The sequence below is a fragment of the Streptomyces sp. SS8 genome (genome assembly GCF_054072955.1).
Genome location: NZ_JBSVCZ010000038.1, coordinates 16,391 through 38,988 on the forward strand (window position 1 = coordinate 16,391; position 22,598 = coordinate 38,988).

Sequence of the window (22,598 nt, forward strand, 5' to 3'; positions counted from 1 at the left end):
GCAACCTCCCTGCGTCGTGTCCGGGCGGCGCCCGCGGACGGGAGGACGGGCGCCGCCCGGCTCACCGCCCGGGGCCCAGCCCCAGGTGGTCCAGTACCGCGCGGCCCAGCACCGTCGCGGGATCGCCGAGGTCCAGCGGCAGGTCGAAGTGGTCGCGGTCCTCCACCACCAGGTCCTCCACCGCCGGGCCCCCCGCGGCTCGGCCCCGCCCGCGCAGCGCGGCGGAGAACCGCTCCTGCTGCCGGGCGTACTCGTCGGTCTCGTACCGGCCCCGGGCCAGCAGCACCCGCTCGGCGCGCGGCGGCGACCGGAACAGCGGGCTCTGCTCCCGGGCCGCCGCCGGACTCAGCCCCAGCGCGTCGTTGACATAGCTGCCGACCACCGGGCGCAGGTCGTACAGGCCGCTCAGCAGGACCAGCCCGGCCAGCGGAACACCGCCCGGCCCGCCGGCCGCCATGGCCGCCAGGTGGGCCCCGGCCGAACTCCCCGCCGCGTACACCGCGTCACCGCGGCCGCCCAGCGCCGCGGCGTTCTCCCTCACCCAGGCCAGGCCCCGCCGCACCGACGTGCTCATCTCCCACAGCCGCCTGCGGGGTGCCAGGCCGTAGCCGAGGGCGATGTACCCGGCGCCGGCCTCCAGCAGCGCGGGCGCGGCGAAGCAGGCCTCCTCCTTGCCGGACTCCTGCCAATGCCCGCCGTGCACGAAGACCAGCAGCGGCGCGCCGGGGCGGCGCGGCGGGAAGTGGTGCAGCCGCTCGGCGGGGTCGGGGCCGTAGGTGACGTCGGCCCGGTGCTCCAGCGTGCGCAGCGCGGCCAGGCTGCGCGCGCAGTACTCCGCGAGCGTGCCCCGGGCGTCGCGGGCCCGGCTGCTGGGCGACAGTTCCTTGTCCAGCGCCTCGCGGCGGTGTCCTGCGCTGCCCGGCCGGCTCATCGGGCCGGCCGGCGCCCGCTGACCACGCCGTGCGGGGTCCAGCCCGGCCCGGTGGTGCGGCGAACGTCGGTGAAGCCCGCCTCCCGCAGCCAGGCCTCGCACTCCTGCCAGCGGTAGATGGTGGAGTGCCGGAACGGGAGGGTGGTGAAGTAGACGTTGTCCAGCGCCGCGTACAGCGGGCCCGCCCCGTCGTCGTCGCTGAACGCGTTGAACACCAGGACCCGCCCGCCGGGCTCCACGGCCTCGTACGCCTTCCGCAGCAGGGCGAGGTTCTGCTCCGGGGACCAGATCACGAACTGGTGCGCGAAGAGCACGCAGTCGTGCCCGCCGGGGTACAGGTCGGTGAAGATGTCGGCCGCGCAGGTATCGATCCGCTCCTCCAGCCCGGCCTCGCGGACGTTACGGTCGGCCACCTCCAGCGCCCCCGCCCGGTCCAGGACCGTGACCCGCAGGGACGGGTGCGCACGGGCCAGGGCGATGGCGTTGACGGCGTCTCCGCCCCCCACGTCCAGCACGCGGCGCGTTCCGGAGAAGTCGGTCCGCTCCACGAGCACCGGGTTGGACAGCCGGGACCAGGAGTGCATGCAGCGGTAGAAGAGCTCCTCCAGGCCGGGCACCCCCGACAGCCTCGTGTAGAGGTCGCGGGTGGTGCCGGGGAAGTGGCGGATGCCCACGTTCTCACCGGTGCGCAGGGACTCGGCGTAGTCCGCCGCGGGCAGGTAGGAGACGCGGTCCTGGAACTCGACGATGTCCCGCAGCACCGGCCACAGCCCCTCCCGGAAGGCGGCGGCGACGGGCGGTCCGTTGCGGTAGGCGCCGTCCTCGACCGTGGTCAGGCCCAGGGCCGTGGTGCCCAGCAGCAGGGTCTCGGCGGCCCGGCGGGCGAGCCCGAGGCCGTCGGCCACCTTGCCGGCCGGTAGCGGCCCGTCGGCGTCGAGCAGTTCGAACAGGCCGAGTCCGCACCCGGCGTTGAGCTGCTGGAAAGCCGCGTGCCCGAACAGGACGGGAACGAGGCGTCCCAGCTCCTCGGAGGAGTACGCGTCACCGGTCACGGGGCGGTCACCGCCCGGGTGCGCACCGTCGGTTCGGGGACGGGGACGATGAAGCCGCCTCCGGCCTCGAGGAAGGCCGACTCCTTGCGCATTATCTCCTCGGCGTAGTTCCAGGCGAGCAGCAGGTAGTAGTCCGGCTGCTGTCGCACGTCACCGGGGGCCAGGACGGGGATGTGGGTGCCGGGGGTGGCCCGGCCCTGCTTCTGCGGGGTGGTGTCGGTGCAGAACTCCAGCTCGTCGCGGCCCAGACCGCAGATGTTCAGCAGTGTGGTGCCCTTCGCCGAGGCACCGTAGCCGGCGACGCGGCGGCCGTCGGCGACCAGCTTCCGCACCAGCCGGGACAGGTCGTCGCAGGTCTTCCGCACGCGTGCCGCGAAGTCCTCGTACATGCCGTCGGAGAGGTAGCCGGCGCTCCGCTCGTACTCGATCAGTTCCCGCACCCGGTCGTGGGTCTGCCACGGCCCGTCCGCCAGGCCCGCCGAAACCAGGACCGATCCCCCGTGCACCGCCAGCCGCTCCACGTCCACGGTGCGCAGCCCGTGGCGGGCGAAGAGCGTGTCCAGGGTGCTGATCAGGAAGTACGAGAGATGCTCGTGGTAGATGGTGTCGAACGCCAGCCGGTCCAGCAGGTCCACCGCGTAGGGCACCTCGATGGTGAACAGCCCGTCCTCGGCGAGCAGCGTGTGCACCCCGGCCAGCACGTCGGCCACGTCGTCGATGTGGGCGAAGACGTGGCGGCCCAGGATCAGCGAGGCCCTTCCGTGCTCGGCGGCGACCGCCCGGGCGGTCGCGGAGTCGAAGTACTCGGACACGGTGGGCACGCCGCGGTCCTCGGCGATCCCGGCCAGGTTGCGGGCCGGGTCCACCCCCAGCACCCGCGCGCCCGCCTCGCGGAAGAACATGAGCTGGTCGCCGGTGTTGCTGCCCAGTTCCACGACGAGGTCGCCCTCGGCCAGTCCGGCCCGCTCCCGGCACAGCCGCACCACCGTCCGCATGTGCCGTGCCATCGTCTCGGAATCCGAGGTGACGTAGGAGTAGGTGCGGTAGAGGACCTGGGGGTCGACGACGGCGGTCAGACTCATCAGCCGGCACTCGCGGCAGGAGACGACCTCCAGCGGGTACGCCTCCTCGCGCGCGTACGAGTCGGCCACCTCGAGGAAGCCGTTGGCGAGCGGCACACTGCCGAAGGAGATCACCTTCTGCCACCGCTCGCTGCCGCAGACGCGGCACGCGGTGACGAACCGGACGGCGTCGTTGCTCATCGCGGGTCCTTTCGGTCGTTGGCGCGGGCCGCGCCGGTTCGGAAGGAGAGGAGCGCGTCCACCACCTGCTCCGCCTGCGCGTCGCTGAGTCCGTCGTACAGCGGCAGCCGCACCAGCCGGTCGGCGATCCGCTCGGTGACGGGGCAGCCGCCGGGCGCGCTGCGGCCGTGGCGGGCGCCCGCGGGGGAGGTGTGCAGCGGCTGGAAGTGGAAGGTGGCCTGCACGCCGCGTTCGGCGAGGTGGCGCAGGAGCGCTGCCCGGTCCGCCTCGGAGGGCAGCACCAGGTGGTACAGGTGGGCCGAGTGCGTACGGCCCTCGGGCACGGTGGGCAGCGCGACCCCCTGCTCCGGTGCCCAGTCGGCGAGTCCGTCGTGGTAGGTGTCCCACACCGCGTGGCGCCGCTTCTGGACGGTGTCGAACTCCTCCAGCTGCGCCGCCAGCAGGGCCGCCAGGATCTCGGGGAGGATGTAGCTGGAGCCCAGGTCCACCCAGCGGTACTTGTCGACCTGACCGAGGAAGTACTGGTGCCGGTTGGTCCCGCGGTCACGGACGATCGTCGCCCGGTCGACCAGGGCGTCGTCGTTGACCAGCAGCGCACCGCCCTTGCCGCAGTGCACGTTCTTGGTCGCGTGGAAGCTCTGCGCCGCCAGGAGGCCCAGGCCGCCCAGCGGCCTGCCGTGGTAGGACGCGCCCAGCCCGTGCGCGTTGTCCTCGATGACGGGGATGCCGTGCGCGCCGGCGATACGGAGGATCTCGCGCATCTCGCAGGCCACTCCCGCGTAGTGCACGGCCACGATGGCGCGGGTGCGCTCGGTGATCGCCGACTCCAGCGAGGACTCGTCCATGTTGAGGGTGTCCGGGCGGCAGTCGACGAATACCGGCACGGCGCCGCGCAGCGCGAAGGCACTGGCCGTCGGCGCGAAAGTGAACGACGGCATCACCACCTCGTCGCCCGGGGCCAGGTCCATCAGCAGGGCGGCGATCTCCAGGGCGTGGGTGCACGAGGGTGTCAGCAGCACGTGCCGCGAGCCGGTGAGACGGGACAGCAGTTCGGTGGCGCGGGTGCTGAACGGGCCGTTGCCGTCCAGGTCGCCGGAGTCGAGTACCCGGCGAAGGTAGGTGTACTGCCGGTCGGCGGTGTGCGGCACGTGGAAGGGCACCGTCCGCGCGGTGGGGGGAGCGACACTCATCGGGGCAGCTCCAGGAGGGTGAAGTCGATGTGGACACGTGCCTCGTCGTCGGCGTGCGCCGCGTACACCGGGGAGGCGCCCAGCTCCGCCGCGGGGACGGGGAACGACTCCTGCCGGTGGACGCGGACGCCGAAGCCGGCCTCTCCGGCCGCCTCCCGGAGCCGTTCGGCGCTGCCCATCGCGAAGCTGAAGCCGAGGAAGAGCCGGCCGCCGGGGGCGAGCCGCTTGGCGGCCTCGGTGAGGAACCGCCGGTGCATCGTGTAGCCGGGGTCGAAGAAGTGGTAGGCGAGGTCCGACTCGTGGGTCTGCTCGGGCGGGATCTCGATGAACGGCGAGTTCCAGAAGATCAGGTCGAAGGTCTCGTCGGGCTCCAGCGCGTCGAACAGGTCGCTGGTGAGTACCCTGACCCGGTCGGCCACCCCGTGCCGCCGGGCGTTCAGCTCGGTGGTGCGCACCGCCGCGGGGTTGATGTCCAGCGCGGTCACCCGCGGCACTCCCGAGAGCGCCGCGACCACCGAGGCGACGCCGCAGCCGCAGCCCATCTCCAGCATGTGGCCGACGCCGTCGCGCGGCAGCCAGGACGCGAAGAGGCCCGTGGCGTGGTTGTACTCGCCGCCCAGCACTCCGCCGAGCTGGTGCCACCGCATGTCCAGGAGCGTGAACTCCCGCTCACGGTCCTGCTCCGCCACGGCGTGCGCGTAGGCTTCCTGCCCCATGGTGAGGCCGAGTTCGTTCATGGCTGGTTCCTCCGGTCGGGGGCGCGGACGGTCACAGGACCGAACGCATGGTCCACAGCTCGGGGAAGAAGCGGTGCTCGTTGACCGTCCGGAGCCAGGCGGCGCCGTCGCTGCCGCCGCTGCCCCGCTTGCCGCCGAGCATCCGCTCCACCACGAGCAGGTGGGCGGCCCGCCAGTGCGAGAACTGGTAGGCCACCTCCAGGAGTTGCTCGGCGAGGTCGTAGGCGGCCCGGTGCCCGTCCGGGTCGCGGTAGACGGTCAGCCAGACCTCCTCCACGCCTTCGTCGGGCTCGTACCGGGAGGCCGGCTCCCGGGTCGCCAGGTGCTCCGGCACGGGCAGGCCGGTCCGTGCCAGGAAGCGGAGCACCTCGTCGTAGAGACTCGGGCGGTCGAGCTCGGCGCGCAGCCGGGGGAAGGCGTCGAGGTCGGCCGGCCGGACCATGGCGGTGTCGCGGTTGCCGAGGGTGAACTCCAGCAGCCGGTACATGAAGGACTGCGTACCCGACGCCTGGCCCAGTGTGTCGCGGAAGACCAGGAACTCGTCCACCGGCATGGCGTTCATGCTCTCCCAGCAGCCGATCAGCACCCGCTGGTGGCGCACCGCGCGCGACAGCGCCCTGCAGGCCGCCTCGGGACGGTCCTCACGCAGCCGGGCACGGGCATGGTCCACCTCCAGGTGCACCATGCGGAAGAGCAGTTCCTTGACCTGGCTGATGAGGATGAACGACATCTCGAACGGCGACTCGGTGCGCGGCTCCTGCAGTGAGTGGAGCGCGTCCATGTGGGCGTAGTCGACGTACTCGTTGTACTCGCCGGCCCCGTTCACCCGGTCACCTCCCCGGCGCGGGGCGCCTCGCGCAGGACCTCCCGCAGGGCCGCCACCGTGTCGAAGACGTCGGTGTAGGACACGTACAGGCCGTTGAGGCACAACCGGAGCAGGTCGGGCGGGCGCGAGTCGGTGACCACGCCCCGCTCCATCAGCGCGGCCGACACCGCGGGCGCCCGGGGGTGGCGCAGGGTGATGTGGTTGCCCCGCCGGCCGTGGGCGGAGGGCGTCACCACCTCGATCCCCCGGCCGGACCCCGGGACGCCGGACGCTCCGGGGAGATCCGCCACGAGGCGGACCAGGTAGTCGCCCAGTCGCAGGCTCTTGCGCCGCACCGCGGCCACTCCGGCGGCCTCCAGCGGCTCCAGCGCCGCCTCCAGCGCCAGGAGCGACAGGATGTGCGGCGTGCCGGTGCGGGCGCGGTCGATGCCGGGGGCGGGGACGAACTCGTCCGCCATGTCGAACGGCCGGGCGTGCGCGTGCCAGCCGGTGAGCGGCAGGTCCAGCGCGTCGTGGTGGCGGGCGGCGGCGTAGAGGAACGCGGGGGCGCCCGGACCGCCGGAGAGGTACTTGTAACCGCAGCCCACCGCCAGGTCCACCCCGGCGGCGTCCACGTCCAGGGGCACCGCGCCCGTCGCGTGGCTGAGGTCCCACACCGCGACGCCGCCCGCGGCATGGACGTCCGCCGTCGTCCGGGGGACGTCCCACAGCTCGCCGGTGCGGAAGTCGACCGCGCCGCACAGTACGGCGCCGACCTCCCCCCGGTGCCGCCGGAGTACCCCGCCCAGCCCGCTCATCGGCGTCTCGACCAGTCGCAGGCCCAGCATGCGGGCCACCGAGGCCGCCAGGTAGCGGTCCGTGGGGAAGTTGGCCGCGTCGGAGACGAGCACCGGGCGGTCCGGGCGCAGCCGGGCGGCCGCGGTCACCGCGTTGAACAACTGCACCGAGGTGGACTCGCCCACGACGGTCCGGCCGGCCCCGGCGCCGATCAGCCGCCCGATCCGGTCGCCGACCCGTATGGGGGCGTCCCACCAGCCGTCCTCGCTCCAGCCACGGATCAGGTGCTCGCCCCACTGGCGCCGCACCACCCGGTCCAGGGAGTCCGGCACGGCGCGGGGGAGGGGACCCAGGGAGTTTCCGTTCAGCTGGATCACGCCGTCGGGCAGCGCGAATTCCTTACGGAATACGGACAGCGGGTCCTCGGAGTCCTGTTTCTCGGCCCACTCGCGAGTGGATTCCACTTGTAGTGCTCCCTCGATCTTCCGTAGCGGATGCTGTCGGCGGCAGCCGGAGGACACAGTCGACGCGCACTGTAGGAATTTCTATCTTCGCTCCTCCCGAAAGGTCAACGGTCCTTCCTTCAGCGGAACTTCAGAAGAGCTTCAAGCAAGTTGAAGAGGTCCTTCAGGGGTATTCATGGAACATTCCCGGAAGAACTCCGCAATGCTTTTACGGAATAACATCCGAGGGTGCGCGGAAAAGTGCGCGCGATCCCGGAGCCCGAAAACGAGAGGAAGGCACGGTGATGAAGACGGGGTACGACGGAACACGCCCGCTGCGGGCGCGGGAGGCGGAAACCCCGTGCGCGGGGCCGCGGTGCGCGGCGGTGTCCGGGCAGGCGGCCCGCGCGGTGGCCGGCACGCGTCTCTGCCTGTCCTGCCGCACACGGCTCGCTGAAGCGCTCGCACGCCTGCCGGCCCTGTACCAGGAGTGCGGCGAGCGCCACTTCCGTGCCCACACCCCGGCCTGGGCCAGGCCCCCGGCCCCCTGCCGGCACCCGGTCGCGACCCTGCACGCCTCCGCGGCGGATGTCCGCCGCGCCGTGCTCGGCGTCCTGGCCTGCTGGGCCGGCCTGACGGTCGAGGCGACCGGGGCGCGCTCGCCCCGGCGGACTGTGGGCGACCTGTGCGCCTTCCTGCACAGCCGTCTCGGCTTCCTCGTCCGGCATCCCGCGGCCGGGGACTTCGCCGCCGAGACGGCCGACATCCTCGCCCGGGCCGAGCGCGTCGCCCGCCCCGAGCGGGCGGGACGGGTGGTGGTCGGGCCCTGCGTGGAGGCCGGCTGCGGCGGAAGGCTGACCGCGCGCCCCGCACGGGACCGGCGCCACCCGTCCCGCATATCCTGCGACGCCGACCCCGCGCACAGCTGGAGCGGGCCGGAGTGGCTGTCCCTGGGCCGCCGGATCGACGCCCTCCCCACCGCCGGGCCCGCCCCCGCCGCGGAGCCCTCGCCGGACGCGCCGTCCACCCCGGTTCCGGCTCCCGTCCGCGGACCGCGCTGGCTGAGCCCGGCGGACGTCACCGCCCTGTGGGGCATCCCGCGCGGAAGCGTCTACCGGCTGGCCAGCGAACAGAGGTGGGAGCGGCGCCGCAGCGCAGGGCGCACGTACTACGCGGCCGATGACGTCCGGCGCGCGCTGGCGAGCACCGGCGACTGACCGCGGGCCCTCCGTCCGGGCACCGTGCCGCCTGCGGCTTCCGGACCGCAGGCGGCACGGCGCCCCGGCTCCGGCACCGTTTCGGCAGCCGCCGGAGCGGCCTTCACCGCCGGCCGGCGGGCACGTCGAGGCCGCCGGCCAGCTCCTGCGGCGCCCGTCCGCCGACCGTGGCGGTGAGCGGGCCGTTCCCGGCGTCGACCGTGCACTCCAGGACGGCAGGCCGGCCCAGTTCGGAGCCCTGCTCGATCCGGAAGGCGAGCCGCCCGTCCCCCGGCTCGCGGGCCTGGAGCCACACGCCGAGGGCCAGACCCACCGAGGCACAGGCCGGATCCTCCGGAATCGCGTACCCGGGGGCGAACAGCCGGGCTCCGGCGGTCCGGGCGGCCGCGTCCCAGTGGAAGACGAACACGTCCGGCAGTTCCTGACGCCGCATCGCCTCGGGATCGGGGCGCACCGCGGCGACCGCCTCCCGGCGCACCGGCAGCAGGTGGAACCGCGGCCCGAAGCCCGCGGCCAGGACCGGGCCGTCGCCCAGGTCGTCCGCGGTGAGGCCGACGGCCCCGAGCAGCGGGGCGGCGTCCAGAACGCGGACCGGGAGCGGTGCGGCGGCGGTGATCACGGCCCGCTCGCCGTCCGCGCTCAGCTCCAGCAGCTTGTCGCCGCACTGCTGGACGACCCTGCCGGACGGCAGGCGCCCGGAGCGGACCAGCGCCACCGCGGTGCCCACGGCCGAGTGCCCACCGAAGGGCGACTCCCCCCGGCGGGTGAAGACCCGCACCCGGTGCGTGGCCTCCGGCGCGGTCGGGGGGAGGACGAACACCGTCTCGTCGGCCCGGAACCACGCAGCGATCCGGCGCATGTCCTCGGTGCCGAGTCCCTCGGCGTCGTGGACCACGGCCAGCGGGCTGCCGCCGCCCGGCCCGGCCCCGAAGACGCCGACCATCTCGAAGGGGAGGGTCACCGCGCACCTCCCAGCTCGGCGGCGGCGAAGTCGAGCAGCACCTCTTCCCGGCCCCGGAAGGGGAGGTCGGGGCGGGGCCAGTGCACGACGAAGTCGGTGAAACCGATGTCCTGGAAGACTCCTGCCGAGTCCCGGTAGCTTTCCACGGACTCCAGTACCCCCCCGACCGAACCACCGGTCAGCAGCAGCCGGCGCAGGGTGGACGGGTCGCGCCCCTGGGCCGCACAGGCGTCGTCGAGCGCCGCGATCTGCTCCTTGAGCAGCGGGACCACCCGGTCGTACCGCTCGCTCTCGAAGGAGTTGGGGGCGCCGCTGGTGACCCAGACATCGGCGTACCGCGCGGCGAGGGCCATGCCGCGGGGACCGGCGGCGGCGACCGCCAGGGGGAGGCGGGGCGAGGCCAGGCACTCCGGCTTCACCACGGCGCCCTCCACCGTGTACCACTGCCCGCGGAAGGTGGTCCGTTCCTCGCGCAGCAGCCGGTCCAGCAGGTCCACGAACTCCTCGAACCTGGCCCCCCGCTCACGGCGCGACAGGGGCCGGTCACCTCGGATGCGGGAGTCGTGGCCCTCGGCCCCCGCACCGATGCCGCAGACCATCCGGCCTCCGGAGACGTCGTCCAGTGACACCAGCTCCTTGGCGAAGTCCACCGGGTGCCGGAAGTTGGGACTGGCCACCATGGTGCCGAGCGTTATCCGCGAGGTGGCCTCGGCGGCGGCGGCCAGGGTGGGCACGGCCGAGAACCAGGGCTTGTCGCTCAACCAGCGCCACATCAGGTGGTCGTAGGTCCAGGCGTGGTCGTACCCCAGCTCCTCCGCCAGGGTCCACCGTTCCCGGGCCCGGGGCCAGCGGTGTTCGGGCAGGAGCAGCACTCCGTGGCGCATGTGCTCGGCTCTCCTCTCGGCTCGAGGCGGCACGATGCCGCCGGGGCGGCATCCGTTCAGGCGGTCCGCGGCGCCTGCCGCGCCAGGTCGGCGGCATGGGCCGCCGCAGTGGCCAGGACGGTGCCGAGACGGCGCTCGCACCCGGCCACCGAGCCGTTCCACACCTCGGCCTCCTCGCCGTCGTCGTCCCGGCCCAGCGGATACAGGCCGTTGACGGCGAGGTCGAGGCCCACCGCCCGCAGTCGGTGCAGCAGTTGGGCGGCGACGGCCTTGTCGGGGACCGGGCCGCGCAGCGTCATGAAGAAGTTGTCGTAGAGGACGGCCGTCCGCTCCGAGGGGCGCACCGGGTTCTCGGTGACGCTCTGCTGGAGCAGCGACCGCCCGTTGGGCACCAGCCGGGCGGCGACACTGTCGTGGATCTCCCGCTGGGCATCGACCGCCGCCCGGAGCCCGGCGGCCCGCCCGTCCCGCAGCCACGGCACGAGACGTCCCCGCATCAGCCCCCGCACCTGTGTGAAGTCCGGGGCCCAGAGGCCACTGAAGCCCCGGTGCTGGAGGAACATCGCCGGCCGGATCAGGCTCTGGTAGAAGGCGCGCGGGCACGAGCCGCTGTACAACAGCATGGCGCAGTAGCCGTGGGTGTAGGACTCCAGCCGCTCCATCGCCGCGGGGCCGGGGACGGCGTCCCGCGAGGGCAGTTCCTCCAGGGTCCGGCCCATCAGGCGCCACAGGGCGAACGTCACCTGGTGGCCGGTGATCCAGCGGAACCAGAACAGCTGGTCGTAGGAGGGGGCCGGGGGCACGCCGAGGCGGGCGGTCGCCGGCCCGCTGCCGGTGAGCGCGCGCAGTTCCCGGCAGATCCTCTCCGGTTCGCACGCCGGCAGCGTGACCGGCCGGTGCTCCGAGCCCGCCCCGGCATGACCGGCCGGGGGCATGGCCAGGGGCTCCAGGCCGTAGGGGAAGTCACCGAAGTCCCAGTCGCCGACCCGGACCGCGCCGGGCGCGAGGAGCGGGGTGAGCGTGCTCATCGGTGTCCTTCCGGGACGTGCGTGAACTCGTACTCCAGCCCGTTCACGTCGAAGAGGTAGAGGCTGCGCACCCCGTCGTCGTCGATGACGACGTCGGTGGGCGGGTCCTGGCGCGCGAAGGCGAACCGGCCCGATTCGTACAGTTCGATCCAACGGTCCCTGACGGCCTCCAGGTCCTCGGGGGTGTCCACCCGCAGGCACACGTGCTGGAACTGGAACGACTCTTCCTCCGGTACCCGGCGGTTGTGGCCGGACCGGTCGAACAGGTGGAAACGCAGGTCACCGACCGCGATCTCGACCAGCCGGCCGATCCCCGGCAGGCGGCTGAGGGTCAGATCGGAGAAGCGGTCGAGTTCCCACTTCTTCTCCGCCCCGAAGAAGTCCAGATACCACTCCAGGCAGTTGTCCAGATCCGCCGTCTGGACTCCCACATGGTGGATGCGCGGCCTCATCCCCTCCGTCGTGGCGCGTGGCGCTGTCGTCCGTTCTGTCAGGGGCATCTCTGCTTCCTTCCGGATTCTCGGGGATAGCGGATGGCTGCGGAACAGCAACCTCCGCACTTCGCGCGGGGACGGTGCGCGGGGCAGGCCGCACGGGAATGCGGACGCATGGGAAGAAGGGAGGAATCCGCCGGTCTCGGATCAGGATGGTGGCGAGGCTACAAGAAGTTATCTTCGGCGCTTTCGGGGCGTCAACGCAGGAGATTCAGAGGCATGTCAGGGGTTTGTGAGGTGATTTACAGAGCAGTGTCCGCCGTGCCCCGTCCCCGCGGACGCCGGCCTCCCCGGCGGGACCAGACCGTTTCCTCCCCGCCTCCGCCGTCGTTCTGGAGAACATGGGCACCACACCGATCCTCGTCCTGGGGGCCACCGGCTCCAGCGGCCGACGTGTCGTCGCGCACCTGCGGAACCTGGGGGCGCCGGTCAGGCCCGCCTCGCGGCACAGCGCCACCCGTTTCGACTGGAGCGACGAGAGCACCTGGGAACCGGCGCTGCGCGGCGTCGCCCGCGTATTCCTGATGGCCCCCGACGGCGTTCCCGTCGACCCGGGCTTCGTCGCCCTGGCGGCGGACCTCGAGGTGGAACACATCGTCCTGCTGTCGAGCCGCGCCGTCGAGGTGATAGGAGATCGGCGCCTGCTGGAGGCCGAGGACACCGTCAGGGGGTCCGGCGTCGGCTGGACGATCCTGCGCGCCGACTGGTTCGACCAGAACTTCGACGAAGGCCCCTTCCGCGAGGCGGTGCTGGCCGGGGAACTGGCGGTGCCGCTGGGGGAGTGCCGACAGGTGTTCGTGGACCTCGACGACGTCGCCGCCGTGGCCGCCCGTGCCCTGACGGAGCGCGGGCACGCCGGACGTACGTACGAGGTGACCGGTCCGCGTGCGCTGTCCTTCGGCGAGGTGTGCGCCGTCATCGGCGACGCCGTCGGCAGACCGCTGGAGTTCCGAGGGGACCAGGACGCCTACCGGTCCGCGCAGACCTCGTTCGGCCGGTCCGCTGAGTCGGTCGAGCGGGACCTCGCCTCCTTCGCAGCCCTGCGTGCCCTCGGCGACGCCGAACCCCTGGACACGGTGCCCCGCGTGACCGGGCGCCCCGCCCGGGACTTCGAGGAGTACGCCGCCGCGGCGGCGGCCGGCGGCGGCTGGCACACCGGGCCGGACGGCACCGTGGGGCCCTGACGCCCTCCCACACCGGCCCCGGCGGCCCTTTCCCCGGGGCCGTTCGGGCCGTTTCGGGCCGCCGGGGCGCGCATCCCGCCGTACGGCGGGATGCGCGGTTTGAAGAAGATCTGACAGTAACCTGAAATAAGCGTGATTGTGCCGGGCATCTTGGGTTGACTATGGTTCGACGCGTTGGAAGATGGGCCTCAGAATCCGCCCTGAAAGGAGCTTTCCGTGCCCGCAGCGCGCGCCGACGAATTGTTTCGCCAAATTGCACAGGTCGGCATGACCGGTCATTTCGCCGAAGAATTCGTCCGGGAGACGATATGATTGGCCGCCGTGAATTCATCGGCAGATTCGGGGCTGTCGCCGCGGTCGTGGGATTCGATCCGCTCGGGCGCAGGTGGGTCACGGAGGCCGAGGCCGCGACGGGCCCGTCCTTCGCCGCCGCACCCGGGCTGGACGGGGAACTCGTGCTCGACGGAGCGTCCCGCGGGGCGGTCGCCACCGACCTGGGCAACATCGTCCACCACACGCCGCGCGCGGTACTGCGCCCGCGCTCAGCGAGCGACATCGCCGTGATGATCCGCTTCTGCCGGGCGCACCGCATCGCGGTATCGCCCCGGGGCCAGGCCCACACCACCTACGGCCAGGGACTCTCCGCCGGGCTGGTCATCGAGAACCGGTACCTCGACCGCATCCACTCGCTCGGCCCGCGCACCGCCGAAGTGGACGCCGGCATCCTCTGGAAGGACCTGGCCACCGCCGCCTACGGGCAGTCGCCGAGGCTGACCCCGCCGGCGCTCACCGGCTACACCGGGCTGACCGTGGGCGGAACGCTCTCCGTGGGCGGTGTCGGCGGCATAGTCGGCGGTCTGCGCACCGGACTGCAGGTCGACCACGTACACGAGCTCGAAGTGGTCACCGGCGCCGGAGCCGTCGAGCGATGCTCCCGCCGCCGCAAGCCCGACCTGTTCGAGGCGGTGCTCGGCGGGCTCGGCCAGTGCGGCGTCATCACCAAGGCGGTCATCGAACTCACCTCCGCCGAACAGCGGGCCCGCACCTACATGCTGCCCTACGACGACAACGCCGCGTTCTTCCGCGACCTCCGCACGCTCATCGAGCGACCCGGCGTCGACCACGTCTACGCCGAATTCTCCTCGCCCGACAACACGCCGACCTACAAACTGCACGCGACGGCGCTCTACGACCCGCTCGGAGAACCCGACGACGGAGCGATCCTCAGCGGCCTGTCGGCCACACCGGACATCCAGGACACCGGCTACCTGGACTACGTGTTCTCGATCGACACGGCCATCGACGCGGTGCGGGAGACGGTGAACTGGGACCGGCTCGTCAAGCCGTGGTTCGACGTCTGGCTTCCCGGCTCCACCGTCGAGGACTACCTCGCCGAGATCATGCGGACGCTGACCCCGCGGGACATCGGACCCTACGGGGCCGGCCTGATCTACCCGCAGCGGCGCGCACACGCCACGCGTCCCTTCCCCCGGCTGCCCGAACCGGACGGGTCACCCTGGGTGTTCGTCGTCGACATCAACACCGTGTCCGACACCCCGGACCCCGAACCGGGCTTCGTGGAGGAGATGCTCGACCGTAACAGGCGGCTGTTCGCCCGTACGCGCGAGCACTTCGGCGGAGTGCTCTATCCGATCGGCTCGGTGCCGTTCACGGACCGGGACTGGCGTATCCACTACGGCGACGAGTGGTCGGCCTTCCGCGCCGCGAAGAGGCGCTACGACCCAGACAACGTGCTTACCCCCGGCCCCGGCGTCTTCGGCCACGGGTGACCTCCGCCCGGCACGGACCACCGGCCTGACGGCCGCGTCCGAGGGGCCGTCGGCGGGCACCGGGGAATCGGCGCCGGCAGCGGGAAGGCGCACGGCCGGGTGAAGGGGTGACGGGGGGAGAACTCACCCGGCCACTCCTGCCGAACGACGGCCACACCTGGCTGACGTGGATGGCCGACACCGGAGTCCCGCTGCATGTGCTGCGGGAGATCGCCGGGCACGGATCACCTGCCACCACCCAGCGCTATCTGCATCCGGATCTGCGGTCGATCACCGAGGCGGGCTGCTCGCTCGGCGCCCACCTGTCGGTGGCGGCCGGCCCGCCTAAGCCGCCGGGAGTGGTGCGCCGGGTGTTGTAGGCGCCCCACGATCGGGGAGAGAGCCAGGATGATCTCAGTCCTCAGGGAGACGTGCTCTGGTCTGCGGTTTCTTCCCGCAACTGGTCCCCGGGCGCTCCCCGAGAGGGTGGCGGCGCATCGGCCGGCCTGGTGCGCCGTCAGACGTCGGAAGGTGCTCCGACCTGGGATCTCTCCCCGGCCGAAGCGCCTTCCGACACTGTCGGGACGACAGGATTCGAACCTGCGACCCCTTGACCCCCGGTCCGGCCAAAGGACGCCGTTCTTGGGGCAGTTGGCGCTTCTCGACCCGGCGCCGCGTGAAGAACGCCCCGGTCGTCCGGATGCGTGCACACCGTGTGGTCCCCGGCTGGTCCCCAGGAACCCAGCTGAGAAGCTTGAGCCTGCCCGTGTCCCCGCCGTCTGCTCTCTTGCCCGATGCCCGCAAGGGTTTCCTGGTTCGGATGTGGCTCCGACTCGTATGCGCGTCGACGGAGCAGCTCAGGCGGCACGGTGTTCTCCGTCGCTGTGGGGGGTGCGAGGTATGGCGCCGAGTGCGCCGAGGGCCGCCAGGAAGGAGACGGCGGCGAGGACGGTGAACATGTGGGGATAGCCGCCCAGGGGTGCGGCCAGGGCCGCCCCGGCGAAAGGAGCGAGAGCGGACGCCGTGGTGGTGGGGGCGGCGAGGAGCCCGGAGAGACGACCGTAGTGGCTGGTGCCCCACCGGTCGGTGACGGCGGTGGCCTGCAGCAGGGTGAGGTTTCCGCGGACCATGCCGGCGGCGACGGACAGGGTGACCAGCAGGCCGTAAGGGCCTGGGACGAGCGCAAGGGCGGCGGTGGTGGCGCCGCCGAGTGCGATCAGCGACGTGGTGCGCGCGGTCACGGTGGTGCGGCGGGCGAGGGCGGCGTACAGAACGCGGCCGGCGGTCTGCCCGGCGCCGCCCAGGCCCAGGGCCCAGGCGGCCTGGGTGGTGGTGCAGCCGCGTTCGAGCAGGAGGGGGACGAGGGCGATGACGGTGGCGGAGACGGTGAACGCCGACAGGGTCAGGGCGCAGGCCAGCATCCAGAACGGCCGGGTACGGGCCACCGCGGCGACGTTGCCGGTGGTGGGAGTGGGATCGGAGCTGACTGCGGGCCAGGGCGCACGCAGGGCGAGGGCGTGGGCGGGGATGGTGACGGCGGCCAGGATCGCCGCGAGGACGGCGTAGGTGGCGCGCCAGGACAGGTGGTCGGCCAGCGTCGCGGTGAGGGGCGCGAAGACGGTGGAGGCCAGGCCGCCGGCGAGGGTGACGACGGTCAGGGCACGAATGTGGTCGGGGGCCCACCAGCGGGTCAGGGCGGCGAAGGCGGGTTGGTAGAAGATGGCTGCCATCGCCCCTCCGGCCAACAGCCACCCGGTGAAGAACACGACCGGGTTCGGAGCGGCGGCGATGACCAGGAGGCTGACCGTGCCGATGACCGACCCTGCGGTCATGACGGCGCGCGGGCCGTGGTGGTCGATGATCCGGCCGACACGGATCCCGGCGAAGGCGGAGACGAGCAGGGCGAGGGAGAACGCGCCCGTTGTCGCTCCGGTCGGCCAGCCGGTAGCGGCGGTGATCTTCGGGTTCAGTACAGGAAAGGCGTAGTAGACGATCCCCCAGCCGGTGATCTGGGTGATGCAGAGGGCGGGAAGCGCGGTGCGGGGCCGCGACCGGTCCCCCGATCCGGTCGCGGCCCCGCTGCTGTGGGGGGTGGTCACGCGCCGCAGCAGCCGCCGGCCGGGGCCGCGTTGGCCGGTGCGGCCTCGTCGGCCTCGGTCGTGACCGGGGCCGGGGCTGTGACCGGGGCCGTGGTGGCGGTGGTGAGCTGGACGGTTTCCGGTGCCGGTGCGGCGCAGCAGCCTGCGCCGTCGGTCTCGGCCGCTTCGGGGGTGTCGAAGAGGCCGGCGCCGCCGCACACTCCGGTCTCGGGCAGGGTCAGCTCCACGCGGTCGGCCGACTCGGTGTCTCCGGCGAGGGCGGCGACGGTGGAGCGGACCTGCTCGTAGCCGGTGAGGGCCAGGAAGGTCGGGGCGCGGCCGTAGGACTTCATGCCCACCAGGTAGACGCCGGGTTCGGGGTGGGACAGCTCGCGGTGGCCGTGGGGGTAGACGGTGCCGCAGGAGTGGACGTTGGGGTCGATCAGCGGGGCGAGCGCCACCGGTGCCTGGAGGCGCTCGTCCAGGGCCAGGCGCAGCTCGGACAGGAAGGTCAGGTCGGGGCGGAAGCCGGTGAGGACGATGACCTGGTCCACCGGTTCCAGCCGCCGTCCGTCCTCGCCCGTCAGGACCAGGCGTCCGGCGCCGTCGCGCTCGATGGTGTGGGTGCGGAAGCCGGTGACGGCGTCGGCGTGACCGTCGTCGACGGCGGCCTTGGCGGCCAGGCCGAGGGCGCCGCGGGCGGGGAGCTGGTCGGCTTCGCCGCCGCCGAAGGTGTTCCCGGAGATGCCCCGGCGCAGGATCCAGGTGGCGTGGGTGCCCTCGCCGCCGTCGGCGCGGGCGAGGTCGGCCAGGTAGGCCAGCGCGGTGAAGGCGGAGGCGCCCGAGCCGATGACGGCGGTGCGCTTGCCTGCGTAGCGGGTGCGGATGTCCGGGTCGGTGAGGTCGGGGACGCGGTAGGTGATGCGGTCGGCCGCGGCGCGTTCGCCGAGGGCGGGCAGGCCGTCGCCGCCGGCCGGGCTCGGGGCGGTCCAGGTGCCGGAGGCGTCGATGACGGCGCGGGCCAGGGTGCGTTCCTCGCGGCCGTCGGCGTGGCGGAGGTGCACGGTGAAGGGCTGGCTGGCGCGGTCGGCGTCCACCACGCGGTCGCGGCCGGTGCGGGAGACGCCGGTGACGGTGGCGCCGTAGCGCACGCGCTCGCCGAGGGCGTCGGCCAGCGGCTGAAGGTAGTGCTCGGCCCAGTCGCCGCCGGTGGGATAGGCGGCGGAGTCGGGCCGGGTCCAGCCGGTGGGGGCCAGCAGCTTCTCGGCGGCCGGGTCGACGACCTCGCTCCAGGGGGAGAACAGCCGCACGTGGGCCCACTGGCGCACCGCGCTGCCCGCGGCCGGGCCGGCCTCCAGGACCAGTGGCTCGATGCCGCGTTCGGTCAGATGGGCGGCGGCGGCCAGGCCGACGGGACCGGCTCCGATGACGACGACGGGCAGTTCGGCGGTGACGGGCGCGTTCACGGCGGCTCCTCGGGTGGTTCGATATCCGTCGATGGCTTGCACGATCAGCATGACACCTGATTCGATAAGCGTCAACATAGACATTCATCGAATCCAGGGGGATGTTCATGGAGCGTTTCGACGTTGTGGTGATCGGGGGCGGTCAGTCAGGGCTGGCCGCGGTCGGCGCCCTGCGCGAGCACGGGATCGACCCGGTGGTCCTGGAGGCGTCGGGGCGGGCCGGCGGGTCATGGCCGCACTACTACGACAGCCTCACCCTGTTCTCGCCCGCGCGGTTCAGCGCGTTGCCGGGCCTGCCGTTCGGTGGGGACGGCGACCGTTACCCGCATCGCGACGAAGTCGTCGCCTACCTGCGCCGGTACACCGAGCACCTGGGGGCCGACATCCGCACCCACACGCGGGTCGAGGCAGTCGAGAGCGGCGGTGCCGGCTTCGTCGTCCGCACGGCTGACGGCCGCAGTATCACCGCCACGGGGGTCGTCGCGGCCACCGGAGCCTTCGCCAGTCCCGTCCGGCCTCTTCTCCCGGGGCGGGAGGGCTTCACCGGGCAGTTGCCGCATGTGGCGGAGTACCGTAACCCTGAGCGCTACGCCGGCAAGCGGGTCGTCGTCGTGGGAGGCGGCAACTCCGCGGTCCAGGTCGGCTGTGAGCTCGCCGGCGTCGCGCGGGTGACGCTCGCCAGCCGCGCTCCGATCCGCTTCCTGCCGCAACTGCGCGACGGCAAGGACATCCACCACTGGCTGACCGGCACCGGCTTCGACCACCTGCCTCCAGCGTGGCTGGCCCATGCCGTCGGCGGCACTCTCGTCCTCGACGCAGGCCGGTACGAGGCAGCACTCGCGGCCGGCCGCCCGGACAGGCGGCCGATGTTCACCGCCCTGGACGGCGACGCCGTCGTATGGGCCGACGGCACGCGGGAGAGCGTCGACGTGGTGCTGCTCGCGACCGGCTACCGGCCCAGCCTCGACTACCTGAAGCCGCTGGGCGCCCTCACCCCGGACGGCGCGCCCCTGCACAGTGGCGGCATCTCCGCCACCCACCCCGGCCTGGTCTACCTGGGGCTGGAGTTCCAGCGGTCCTTCGCCTCCAACACGCTGCGCGGTGTGGCCGGGGACGCGGGCCACGTCATCGCGCCGCTGGTCGCGCACGTCCGCGGGGCTCCTGCCGCGGTCGGGCTCTGAACTGCCGGGTGAGGGGATGCCCCGGCAGCCCCTCACCCCCTGGTTCGACATGTGTCAACATAGATGCATGTCAAACACGAAGGTGCTGCCGCTGCTGGAGACCGATTCCGTGGAGCCGTGCTGCCCGCCGCTGACCGAACGCGCCTTCACCGCCGAGGAGGCCGAGCGCGCGGCCGGGATGTTCAAGGCGCTGGGCGACCCGGTCCGGTTGCGGCTGTTCTCCGCGGTCGCCTCCCACCCGGGCGAGGAGGCGTGCGTGTGCGACATCTCCGATGTCGGAGTCTCCCAGCCCACCGTCTCCCACCACCTGAAGAAGCTCCGCGAGGCCGGCCTGCTCACCTCCGAGCGGCGCGGCACCTGGGTGTACTACAAGGTCGCTCCGCCCGTGGTCGCGGCGATGTCCGCCATGCTCGACCTGCGCTGACGAGGCGACCGGCCGTCAGTCCGCACCGTCGGGCGGGCAGCGGCGCGCCAGGTGGTCCCGCGGCGCGTCCGGCCGCCGTGCCGCGTCGGCGCCGTCGGTGCGGTGGAGAGCCCGCCCTCTCCTCGCGGGAGACCGCCGGGCCGCCGTGGTGCCAGGTGCTCCGAGGCGGTCGAGTCCCGCGGGCCGCACCGCCGGGTGGCCTGGACGGCGGTCAGTTCGACGCCACCGGCTACCACCCGGCCTTCCCCCGCCTGGACGGTGGCGCTCTGGGCGTCGAGGGCCGGCCCCGCCACTTCGGCGGTGTCGCCGTCAACGTTCCTGGGCTCGGCTTCGCCGGACTGGAAGTTCCAGCGCGGCCTCTCCTCCAGGCCCCTGCACGGGGCCGACCGTGACACACGCCATGTGTTGTCCCGACTGCGCCGGCAAGTGCCCTGAGTCCGGTCCCGGGCGCGCGGACCGCGCAGGCGGACGGCTTCGGCGCGCCGGCCTGGGGGCGCCGCTGTTGACCACCTGACGGATGCGGCGCCACCGGCGAAGCTGCCGGACGGGGTTGCCCGTCAGTCTCTTTACTTGCATACTTGTGCAAGTGAGCAACGATTACATCGTCGGTGATCTCGGTGCGGTCCTCTCCCACCAGATGTTCCGTGCCCTGGGAGATCCCACCCGCGTCCGGCTTGTCGATCTGCTCGCCGGGCGGTGCCGGGCCTGTTCGGTCTCCGAGCTGGCCGAATGCCTCGATGTCGACCTGTCCGTGGTCTCCCGGCACCTGGCCCTGCTGCGGGCAGCCGGTGTGCTGCGGGCGACGAAGACCGGACGCACGGTGCTGTACGAGATCCAGTACGACGCCGTCGCCGAGGCCCTGCGCGGGATCGCCGACACACTCGACCGAGCCCGGGAGGACTTCGCCGCCCCGGCCTCCTGCCCGGCACCCACCGGCAACGACAAGGAGCAGCCCCAGTGACCGCCACCGATGTCTCCTCCACGCCCGGCAGCCGGCCGTCACCCGAGTCCGGCGCACGGCTCGCGGTCGACTACTGGACCGTGGCCATGGAAGGCCAGGACTCCTGCGGCGCCTGTGACGAGACGTTCGCCGCGCTCACCCGCGCGGCCGACACCGTGCGCCCCCTGGCCGCGCAGCTGGGTCTCACCCTCGACATCACCCGGCGCACCGTCGCCACCTGGCAGGAGGCGGTCGAGCACGGCATCAGCGCCTCTCCGACCCTCCGCGCTGCGGGCGTCGAACTGTGTCCCTCTCACCGGGACAGCTCCGAGGCTCGGGTGTGGTTCTGGCGCGGAGCGCACCATGCCTCCCCGCCCTCGGCCGCTGTGGTGGACTTCCTGCTCCGGGCGGTGGTCGCACGCAGCGCGCAGTTGGAGGACTTCCTTTCGCGCGGTGGCCCGTCCCCCTACCTACGCCGCTTCCTGGCCGCCCCCGCGGACGGCGCCCCGGCCGCAGGGGCGGCCGCCTGCGGGTCGGGCGGTTCCTGCGGCTGACCGGTCCTGCCCGTTATGGACGGCGTACGGTGCCGGGGAGCGATCCCGGCGCCGTACGTCATCCACGAGGGAAGGTATGGCCGAGGAAGTCCGCAATCCGGGTGGCGGCCTCGCGGGCGGGGCGCCCGGTGCCGATGAGGGTGGCCGAGGCAGGTCCGGTCCAGTCGCCGTAGCCGAGCAGGTGCAGGCGTGGTTCCGCCGCCGCCCGGGTGCCGTCGGTGGCGATGCGGCCGCGCTTTCCGCGCAGGGCGAGCGGCGAGAGGTGGGACAGGGCGGGCCTGAAGCCGGTGCACCAGATGACCGCGTCCGCGCCGGCGGTGGTGCCGTCGGCCCAGGTGACACCGTCGGCGGTGAGGTGGGCGAACATCGGGGACGCCTTGAGCAGCCCGGCGTCCCTGGCTTCACGGACGGGCGGCACGGCGACGATGTCGCCGAGCGAGGCCACCCCGCCGGTGTCGGCGCGGCCTTCGTCCAGAGCGCGGCGCCGTGCGGTGGCGGCGTCGAACAGGGCGCGTCCGTCGATGTCGTCGGCCAGGAACCTCGGCGGGCGAGCGGTCATCCACGTCACCTCCACGCCGGCCAGTGCCAGGTCGGCGGCGATCTGGGCGCCGGAGTTGCCGCCGCCGACCACGACGACGCGTCGGCCGGCGAACTGTCCGGGGTTCCGGTAGCCGGTGGTGTGCAGCTGCCGTCCGGTGAACGTCTCGCGTCCGGGGGCGGCCGGGAGGAAGGGGCGCCACCAGGTGCCGGTGGCCGAGACCACGGCCCGCGCCGACCAGGCACCGGAGTCGGTCTCCACCCGCAGCCGCTCCCCGTCGCGGTACACGCCGTGTACACGCACCGGACGCCGCACGGGCAGGTCGTAGCGCTTCTCGTAGTCGGCGAGGTAGCCGACGACGTGGGCAGCGTCCGGGTAGGTCTGGCCGGGCTGCGCGGGCATGGGCCACCCGGGCAGCGAGGAGTACGCGGCGGGGGAGAACAACCGCAGGGAGTCCCAGGTGTGCTGCCAGGCGCCGCCGGGCGCGTCCTGGGCGTCGAGGATGGTGAAGTCCAGGCCCTGGCGGCGCAGGTGGTAGCCGGCGGCGAGCCCGGCCTGGCCGCCGCCGACCACCACCACATCCGTACGCTGCGTCATGACCCCGGCCGTGCCGTGGTGAACTTCTTGCGCTGGGCGAGGGCGACGTAGACCAGGGCCGTGCC

22 protein-coding genes are annotated in these 22,598 nt (G+C 73.0%); 8 read left to right on the forward strand and 14 right to left on the reverse strand.

Translation table 11 applies throughout. The features are described 5' to 3' along the window. Positions 1 to 61: 61 nt before the first annotated feature. The 7 genes from ACW69E_RS26060 to ACW69E_RS26090 are packed head-to-tail and all read right to left on the reverse strand — an operon-like array spanning position 62 to position 7,239. Entirely contained in the window at positions 62 to 931 is an 870-nt protein-coding gene (locus ACW69E_RS26060; RefSeq protein ID WP_457500744.1) for an alpha/beta hydrolase, read from the reverse strand. Further along, positions 928 to 1,983, reverse strand: a complete 1,056-nt coding sequence (locus ACW69E_RS26065) for a methyltransferase (protein WP_457500745.1) — start codon at positions 1,981 to 1,983, stop codon at positions 928 to 930. The genes ACW69E_RS26060 and ACW69E_RS26065 overlap by 4 nt, the downstream gene beginning before the upstream one ends. Continuing rightward, positions 1,980 to 3,245, reverse strand: coding sequence for a class I SAM-dependent methyltransferase (locus ACW69E_RS26070; protein ID WP_457500746.1), 1,266 nt, complete (start codon positions 3,243 to 3,245; stop codon positions 1,980 to 1,982). The genes ACW69E_RS26065 and ACW69E_RS26070 overlap by 4 nt, the downstream gene beginning before the upstream one ends. After that, positions 3,242 to 4,435 (reverse strand): dTDP-4-amino-4,6-dideoxygalactose transaminase, encoded by a 1,194-nt coding sequence (gene rffA, locus ACW69E_RS26075; protein WP_457500747.1) that lies wholly within the window; start codon positions 4,433 to 4,435, stop codon positions 3,242 to 3,244. The genes ACW69E_RS26070 and rffA overlap by 4 nt, the downstream gene beginning before the upstream one ends. After that, positions 4,432 to 5,172 carry a methyltransferase gene (locus ACW69E_RS26080; RefSeq protein ID WP_457500748.1) on the reverse strand — a complete coding sequence of 247 codons (741 nt, stop codon included), beginning with the start codon at positions 5,170 to 5,172 and terminating at the stop codon, positions 4,432 to 4,434. The genes rffA and ACW69E_RS26080 overlap by 4 nt, the downstream gene beginning before the upstream one ends. A 31-nt stretch (positions 5,173 to 5,203) precedes the next feature. After that, positions 5,204 to 5,998 (reverse strand): tryptophan 2,3-dioxygenase, encoded by a 795-nt coding sequence (locus ACW69E_RS26085; protein ID WP_457500749.1) that lies wholly within the window; start codon positions 5,996 to 5,998, stop codon positions 5,204 to 5,206. Next, a complete protein-coding gene (locus ACW69E_RS26090; RefSeq protein WP_457500750.1) occupies positions 5,995 to 7,239 on the reverse strand; it encodes a kynureninase in 1,245 nt (414 codons plus the stop codon). The genes ACW69E_RS26085 and ACW69E_RS26090 overlap by 4 nt, the downstream gene beginning before the upstream one ends. 284 nt (positions 7,240 to 7,523) lie before the next feature. Here ACW69E_RS26090 and ACW69E_RS26095 point away from each other — a divergent pair, with 284 nt between their 5' ends. Further along, entirely contained in the window at positions 7,524 to 8,435 is a 912-nt protein-coding gene (locus tag ACW69E_RS26095) for a hypothetical protein (protein WP_457500751.1), read from the forward strand. Positions 8,436 to 8,538: 103 nt separating this feature from the next. On the opposite strand, the gene ACW69E_RS26100 is transcribed toward ACW69E_RS26095, so the two are convergent. From ACW69E_RS26100 to ACW69E_RS26115, 4 genes are read right to left on the reverse strand one after another with little or no spacing between them, the layout of a single operon-like run. Then, the gene (locus ACW69E_RS26100) at positions 8,539 to 9,396 is read right to left on the reverse strand and encodes a PhzF family phenazine biosynthesis protein (protein ID WP_457500752.1); all 858 of its coding nucleotides are present in this window, start codon (positions 9,394 to 9,396) and stop codon (positions 8,539 to 8,541) included. Next, positions 9,393 to 10,280, reverse strand: a complete 888-nt coding sequence (locus ACW69E_RS26105; protein ID WP_457500753.1) for an LLM class flavin-dependent oxidoreductase — start codon at positions 10,278 to 10,280, stop codon at positions 9,393 to 9,395. Before ACW69E_RS26105 ends, ACW69E_RS26100 begins: the two co-directional genes overlap by 4 nt. A gap of 56 nt (positions 10,281 to 10,336) precedes the next feature. Next, on the reverse strand, positions 10,337 to 11,308 hold the full coding sequence (locus ACW69E_RS26110) for a hypothetical protein (protein WP_457500754.1): 972 nt from the start codon (positions 11,306 to 11,308) through the stop codon (positions 10,337 to 10,339). Continuing rightward, positions 11,305 to 11,808, reverse strand: a complete 504-nt coding sequence (locus ACW69E_RS26115; protein WP_457500755.1) for a VOC family protein — start codon at positions 11,806 to 11,808, stop codon at positions 11,305 to 11,307. The genes ACW69E_RS26110 and ACW69E_RS26115 overlap by 4 nt, the downstream gene beginning before the upstream one ends. Positions 11,809 to 12,143: 335 nt before the next feature. Here ACW69E_RS26115 and ACW69E_RS26120 point away from each other — a divergent pair, with 335 nt between their 5' ends. From ACW69E_RS26120 to ACW69E_RS26130, 3 genes are all read left to right on the forward strand, one after another. Continuing rightward, positions 12,144 to 12,986, forward strand: a complete 843-nt coding sequence (locus ACW69E_RS26120; RefSeq protein ID WP_457500756.1) for a hypothetical protein — start codon at positions 12,144 to 12,146, stop codon at positions 12,984 to 12,986. A gap of 359 nt (positions 12,987 to 13,345) precedes the next feature. Further along, a complete protein-coding gene (locus ACW69E_RS26125; protein ID WP_457500757.1) occupies positions 13,346 to 14,776 on the forward strand; it encodes an FAD-binding protein in 1,431 nt (476 codons plus the stop codon). Positions 14,777 to 14,883: 107 nt separating this feature from the next. Next, positions 14,884 to 15,135, forward strand: coding sequence for a tyrosine-type recombinase/integrase (locus ACW69E_RS26130; RefSeq protein WP_457500758.1), 252 nt, complete (start codon positions 14,884 to 14,886; stop codon positions 15,133 to 15,135). Positions 15,136 to 15,612: 477 nt separating this feature from the next. Here ACW69E_RS26130 and ACW69E_RS26135 read toward each other — a convergent pair whose 3' ends face one another. Then, on the reverse strand, positions 15,613 to 16,854 hold the full coding sequence (locus tag ACW69E_RS26135; RefSeq protein ID WP_457500759.1) for an MFS transporter: 1,242 nt from the start codon (positions 16,852 to 16,854) through the stop codon (positions 15,613 to 15,615). Further along, complete coding sequence (locus ACW69E_RS26140; protein ID WP_457500760.1) at positions 16,851 to 18,299, reverse strand: FAD-dependent oxidoreductase; 1,449 nt, start codon at positions 18,297 to 18,299, stop codon at positions 16,851 to 16,853. Before ACW69E_RS26140 ends, ACW69E_RS26135 begins: the two co-directional genes overlap by 4 nt. 107 nt (positions 18,300 to 18,406) lie before the next feature. Between ACW69E_RS26140 and ACW69E_RS26145 the strand changes: the two genes are divergently transcribed. From ACW69E_RS26145 to ACW69E_RS26160, 4 genes are all read left to right on the forward strand, one after another. After that, positions 18,407 to 19,480: a flavin-containing monooxygenase gene (locus ACW69E_RS26145; RefSeq protein WP_457500761.1), complete on the forward strand. Its 1,074-nt coding sequence runs from the start codon at positions 18,407 to 18,409 to the stop codon at positions 19,478 to 19,480. 67 nt (positions 19,481 to 19,547) lie between these two features. Beyond that, a complete protein-coding gene (locus ACW69E_RS26150) occupies positions 19,548 to 19,904 on the forward strand; it encodes an ArsR/SmtB family transcription factor (protein ID WP_457500762.1) in 357 nt (118 codons plus the stop codon). A gap of 586 nt (positions 19,905 to 20,490) precedes the next feature. Continuing rightward, a complete protein-coding gene (locus tag ACW69E_RS26155) occupies positions 20,491 to 20,865 on the forward strand; it encodes an ArsR/SmtB family transcription factor (protein ID WP_457500763.1) in 375 nt (124 codons plus the stop codon). Further along, the gene (locus ACW69E_RS26160) at positions 20,862 to 21,398 is read left to right on the forward strand and encodes a hypothetical protein (protein WP_457500764.1); all 537 of its coding nucleotides are present in this window, start codon (positions 20,862 to 20,864) and stop codon (positions 21,396 to 21,398) included. The genes ACW69E_RS26155 and ACW69E_RS26160 overlap by 4 nt, the downstream gene beginning before the upstream one ends. Positions 21,399 to 21,456: 58 nt before the next feature. Here the strand turns inward: ACW69E_RS26160 and ACW69E_RS26165 are convergent, their stop codons facing one another. Further along, on the reverse strand, positions 21,457 to 22,533 hold the full coding sequence (locus ACW69E_RS26165) for an ArsO family NAD(P)H-dependent flavin-containing monooxygenase (RefSeq protein WP_457500765.1): 1,077 nt from the start codon (positions 22,531 to 22,533) through the stop codon (positions 21,457 to 21,459). Between the last annotated feature and the right edge of the window lie 65 nt (positions 22,534 to 22,598).

What these genes read in the sequence shown, in the direction of transcription:
- ACW69E_RS26060 (WP_457500744.1), bottom strand. Translation starts at nt 931, where the DNA reads ATGAGCCGGCCGGGCAGCGCAGGACACCGCCGCGAGGCGCTGGACAAG.
- ACW69E_RS26070 (WP_457500746.1), bottom strand. Translation starts at nt 3,245, where the DNA reads ATGAGCAACGACGCCGTCCGGTTCGTCACCGCGTGCCGCGTCTGCGGC.
- rffA (WP_457500747.1), bottom strand. Translation starts at nt 4,435, where the DNA reads ATGAGTGTCGCTCCCCCCACCGCGCGGACGGTGCCCTTCCACGTGCCG.
- ACW69E_RS26080 (WP_457500748.1), bottom strand. Translation starts at nt 5,172, where the DNA reads ATGAACGAACTCGGCCTCACCATGGGGCAGGAAGCCTACGCGCACGCC.
- ACW69E_RS26095 (WP_457500751.1), top strand. Translation starts at nt 7,524, where the DNA reads ATGAAGACGGGGTACGACGGAACACGCCCGCTGCGGGCGCGGGAGGCG.
- ACW69E_RS26105 (WP_457500753.1), bottom strand. Translation starts at nt 10,280, where the DNA reads ATGCGCCACGGAGTGCTGCTCCTGCCCGAACACCGCTGGCCCCGGGCC.
- ACW69E_RS26110 (WP_457500754.1), bottom strand. Translation starts at nt 11,308, where the DNA reads ATGAGCACGCTCACCCCGCTCCTCGCGCCCGGCGCGGTCCGGGTCGGC.
- ACW69E_RS26115 (WP_457500755.1), bottom strand. Translation starts at nt 11,808, where the DNA reads ATGCCCCTGACAGAACGGACGACAGCGCCACGCGCCACGACGGAGGGG.
- ACW69E_RS26120 (WP_457500756.1), top strand. Translation starts at nt 12,144, where the DNA reads ATGGGCACCACACCGATCCTCGTCCTGGGGGCCACCGGCTCCAGCGGC.
- ACW69E_RS26145 (WP_457500761.1), top strand. Translation starts at nt 18,407, where the DNA reads ATGGAGCGTTTCGACGTTGTGGTGATCGGGGGCGGTCAGTCAGGGCTG.
- ACW69E_RS26150 (WP_457500762.1), top strand. Translation starts at nt 19,548, where the DNA reads ATGTCAAACACGAAGGTGCTGCCGCTGCTGGAGACCGATTCCGTGGAG.
- ACW69E_RS26165 (WP_457500765.1), bottom strand. Translation starts at nt 22,533, where the DNA reads ATGACGCAGCGTACGGATGTGGTGGTGGTCGGCGGCGGCCAGGCCGGG.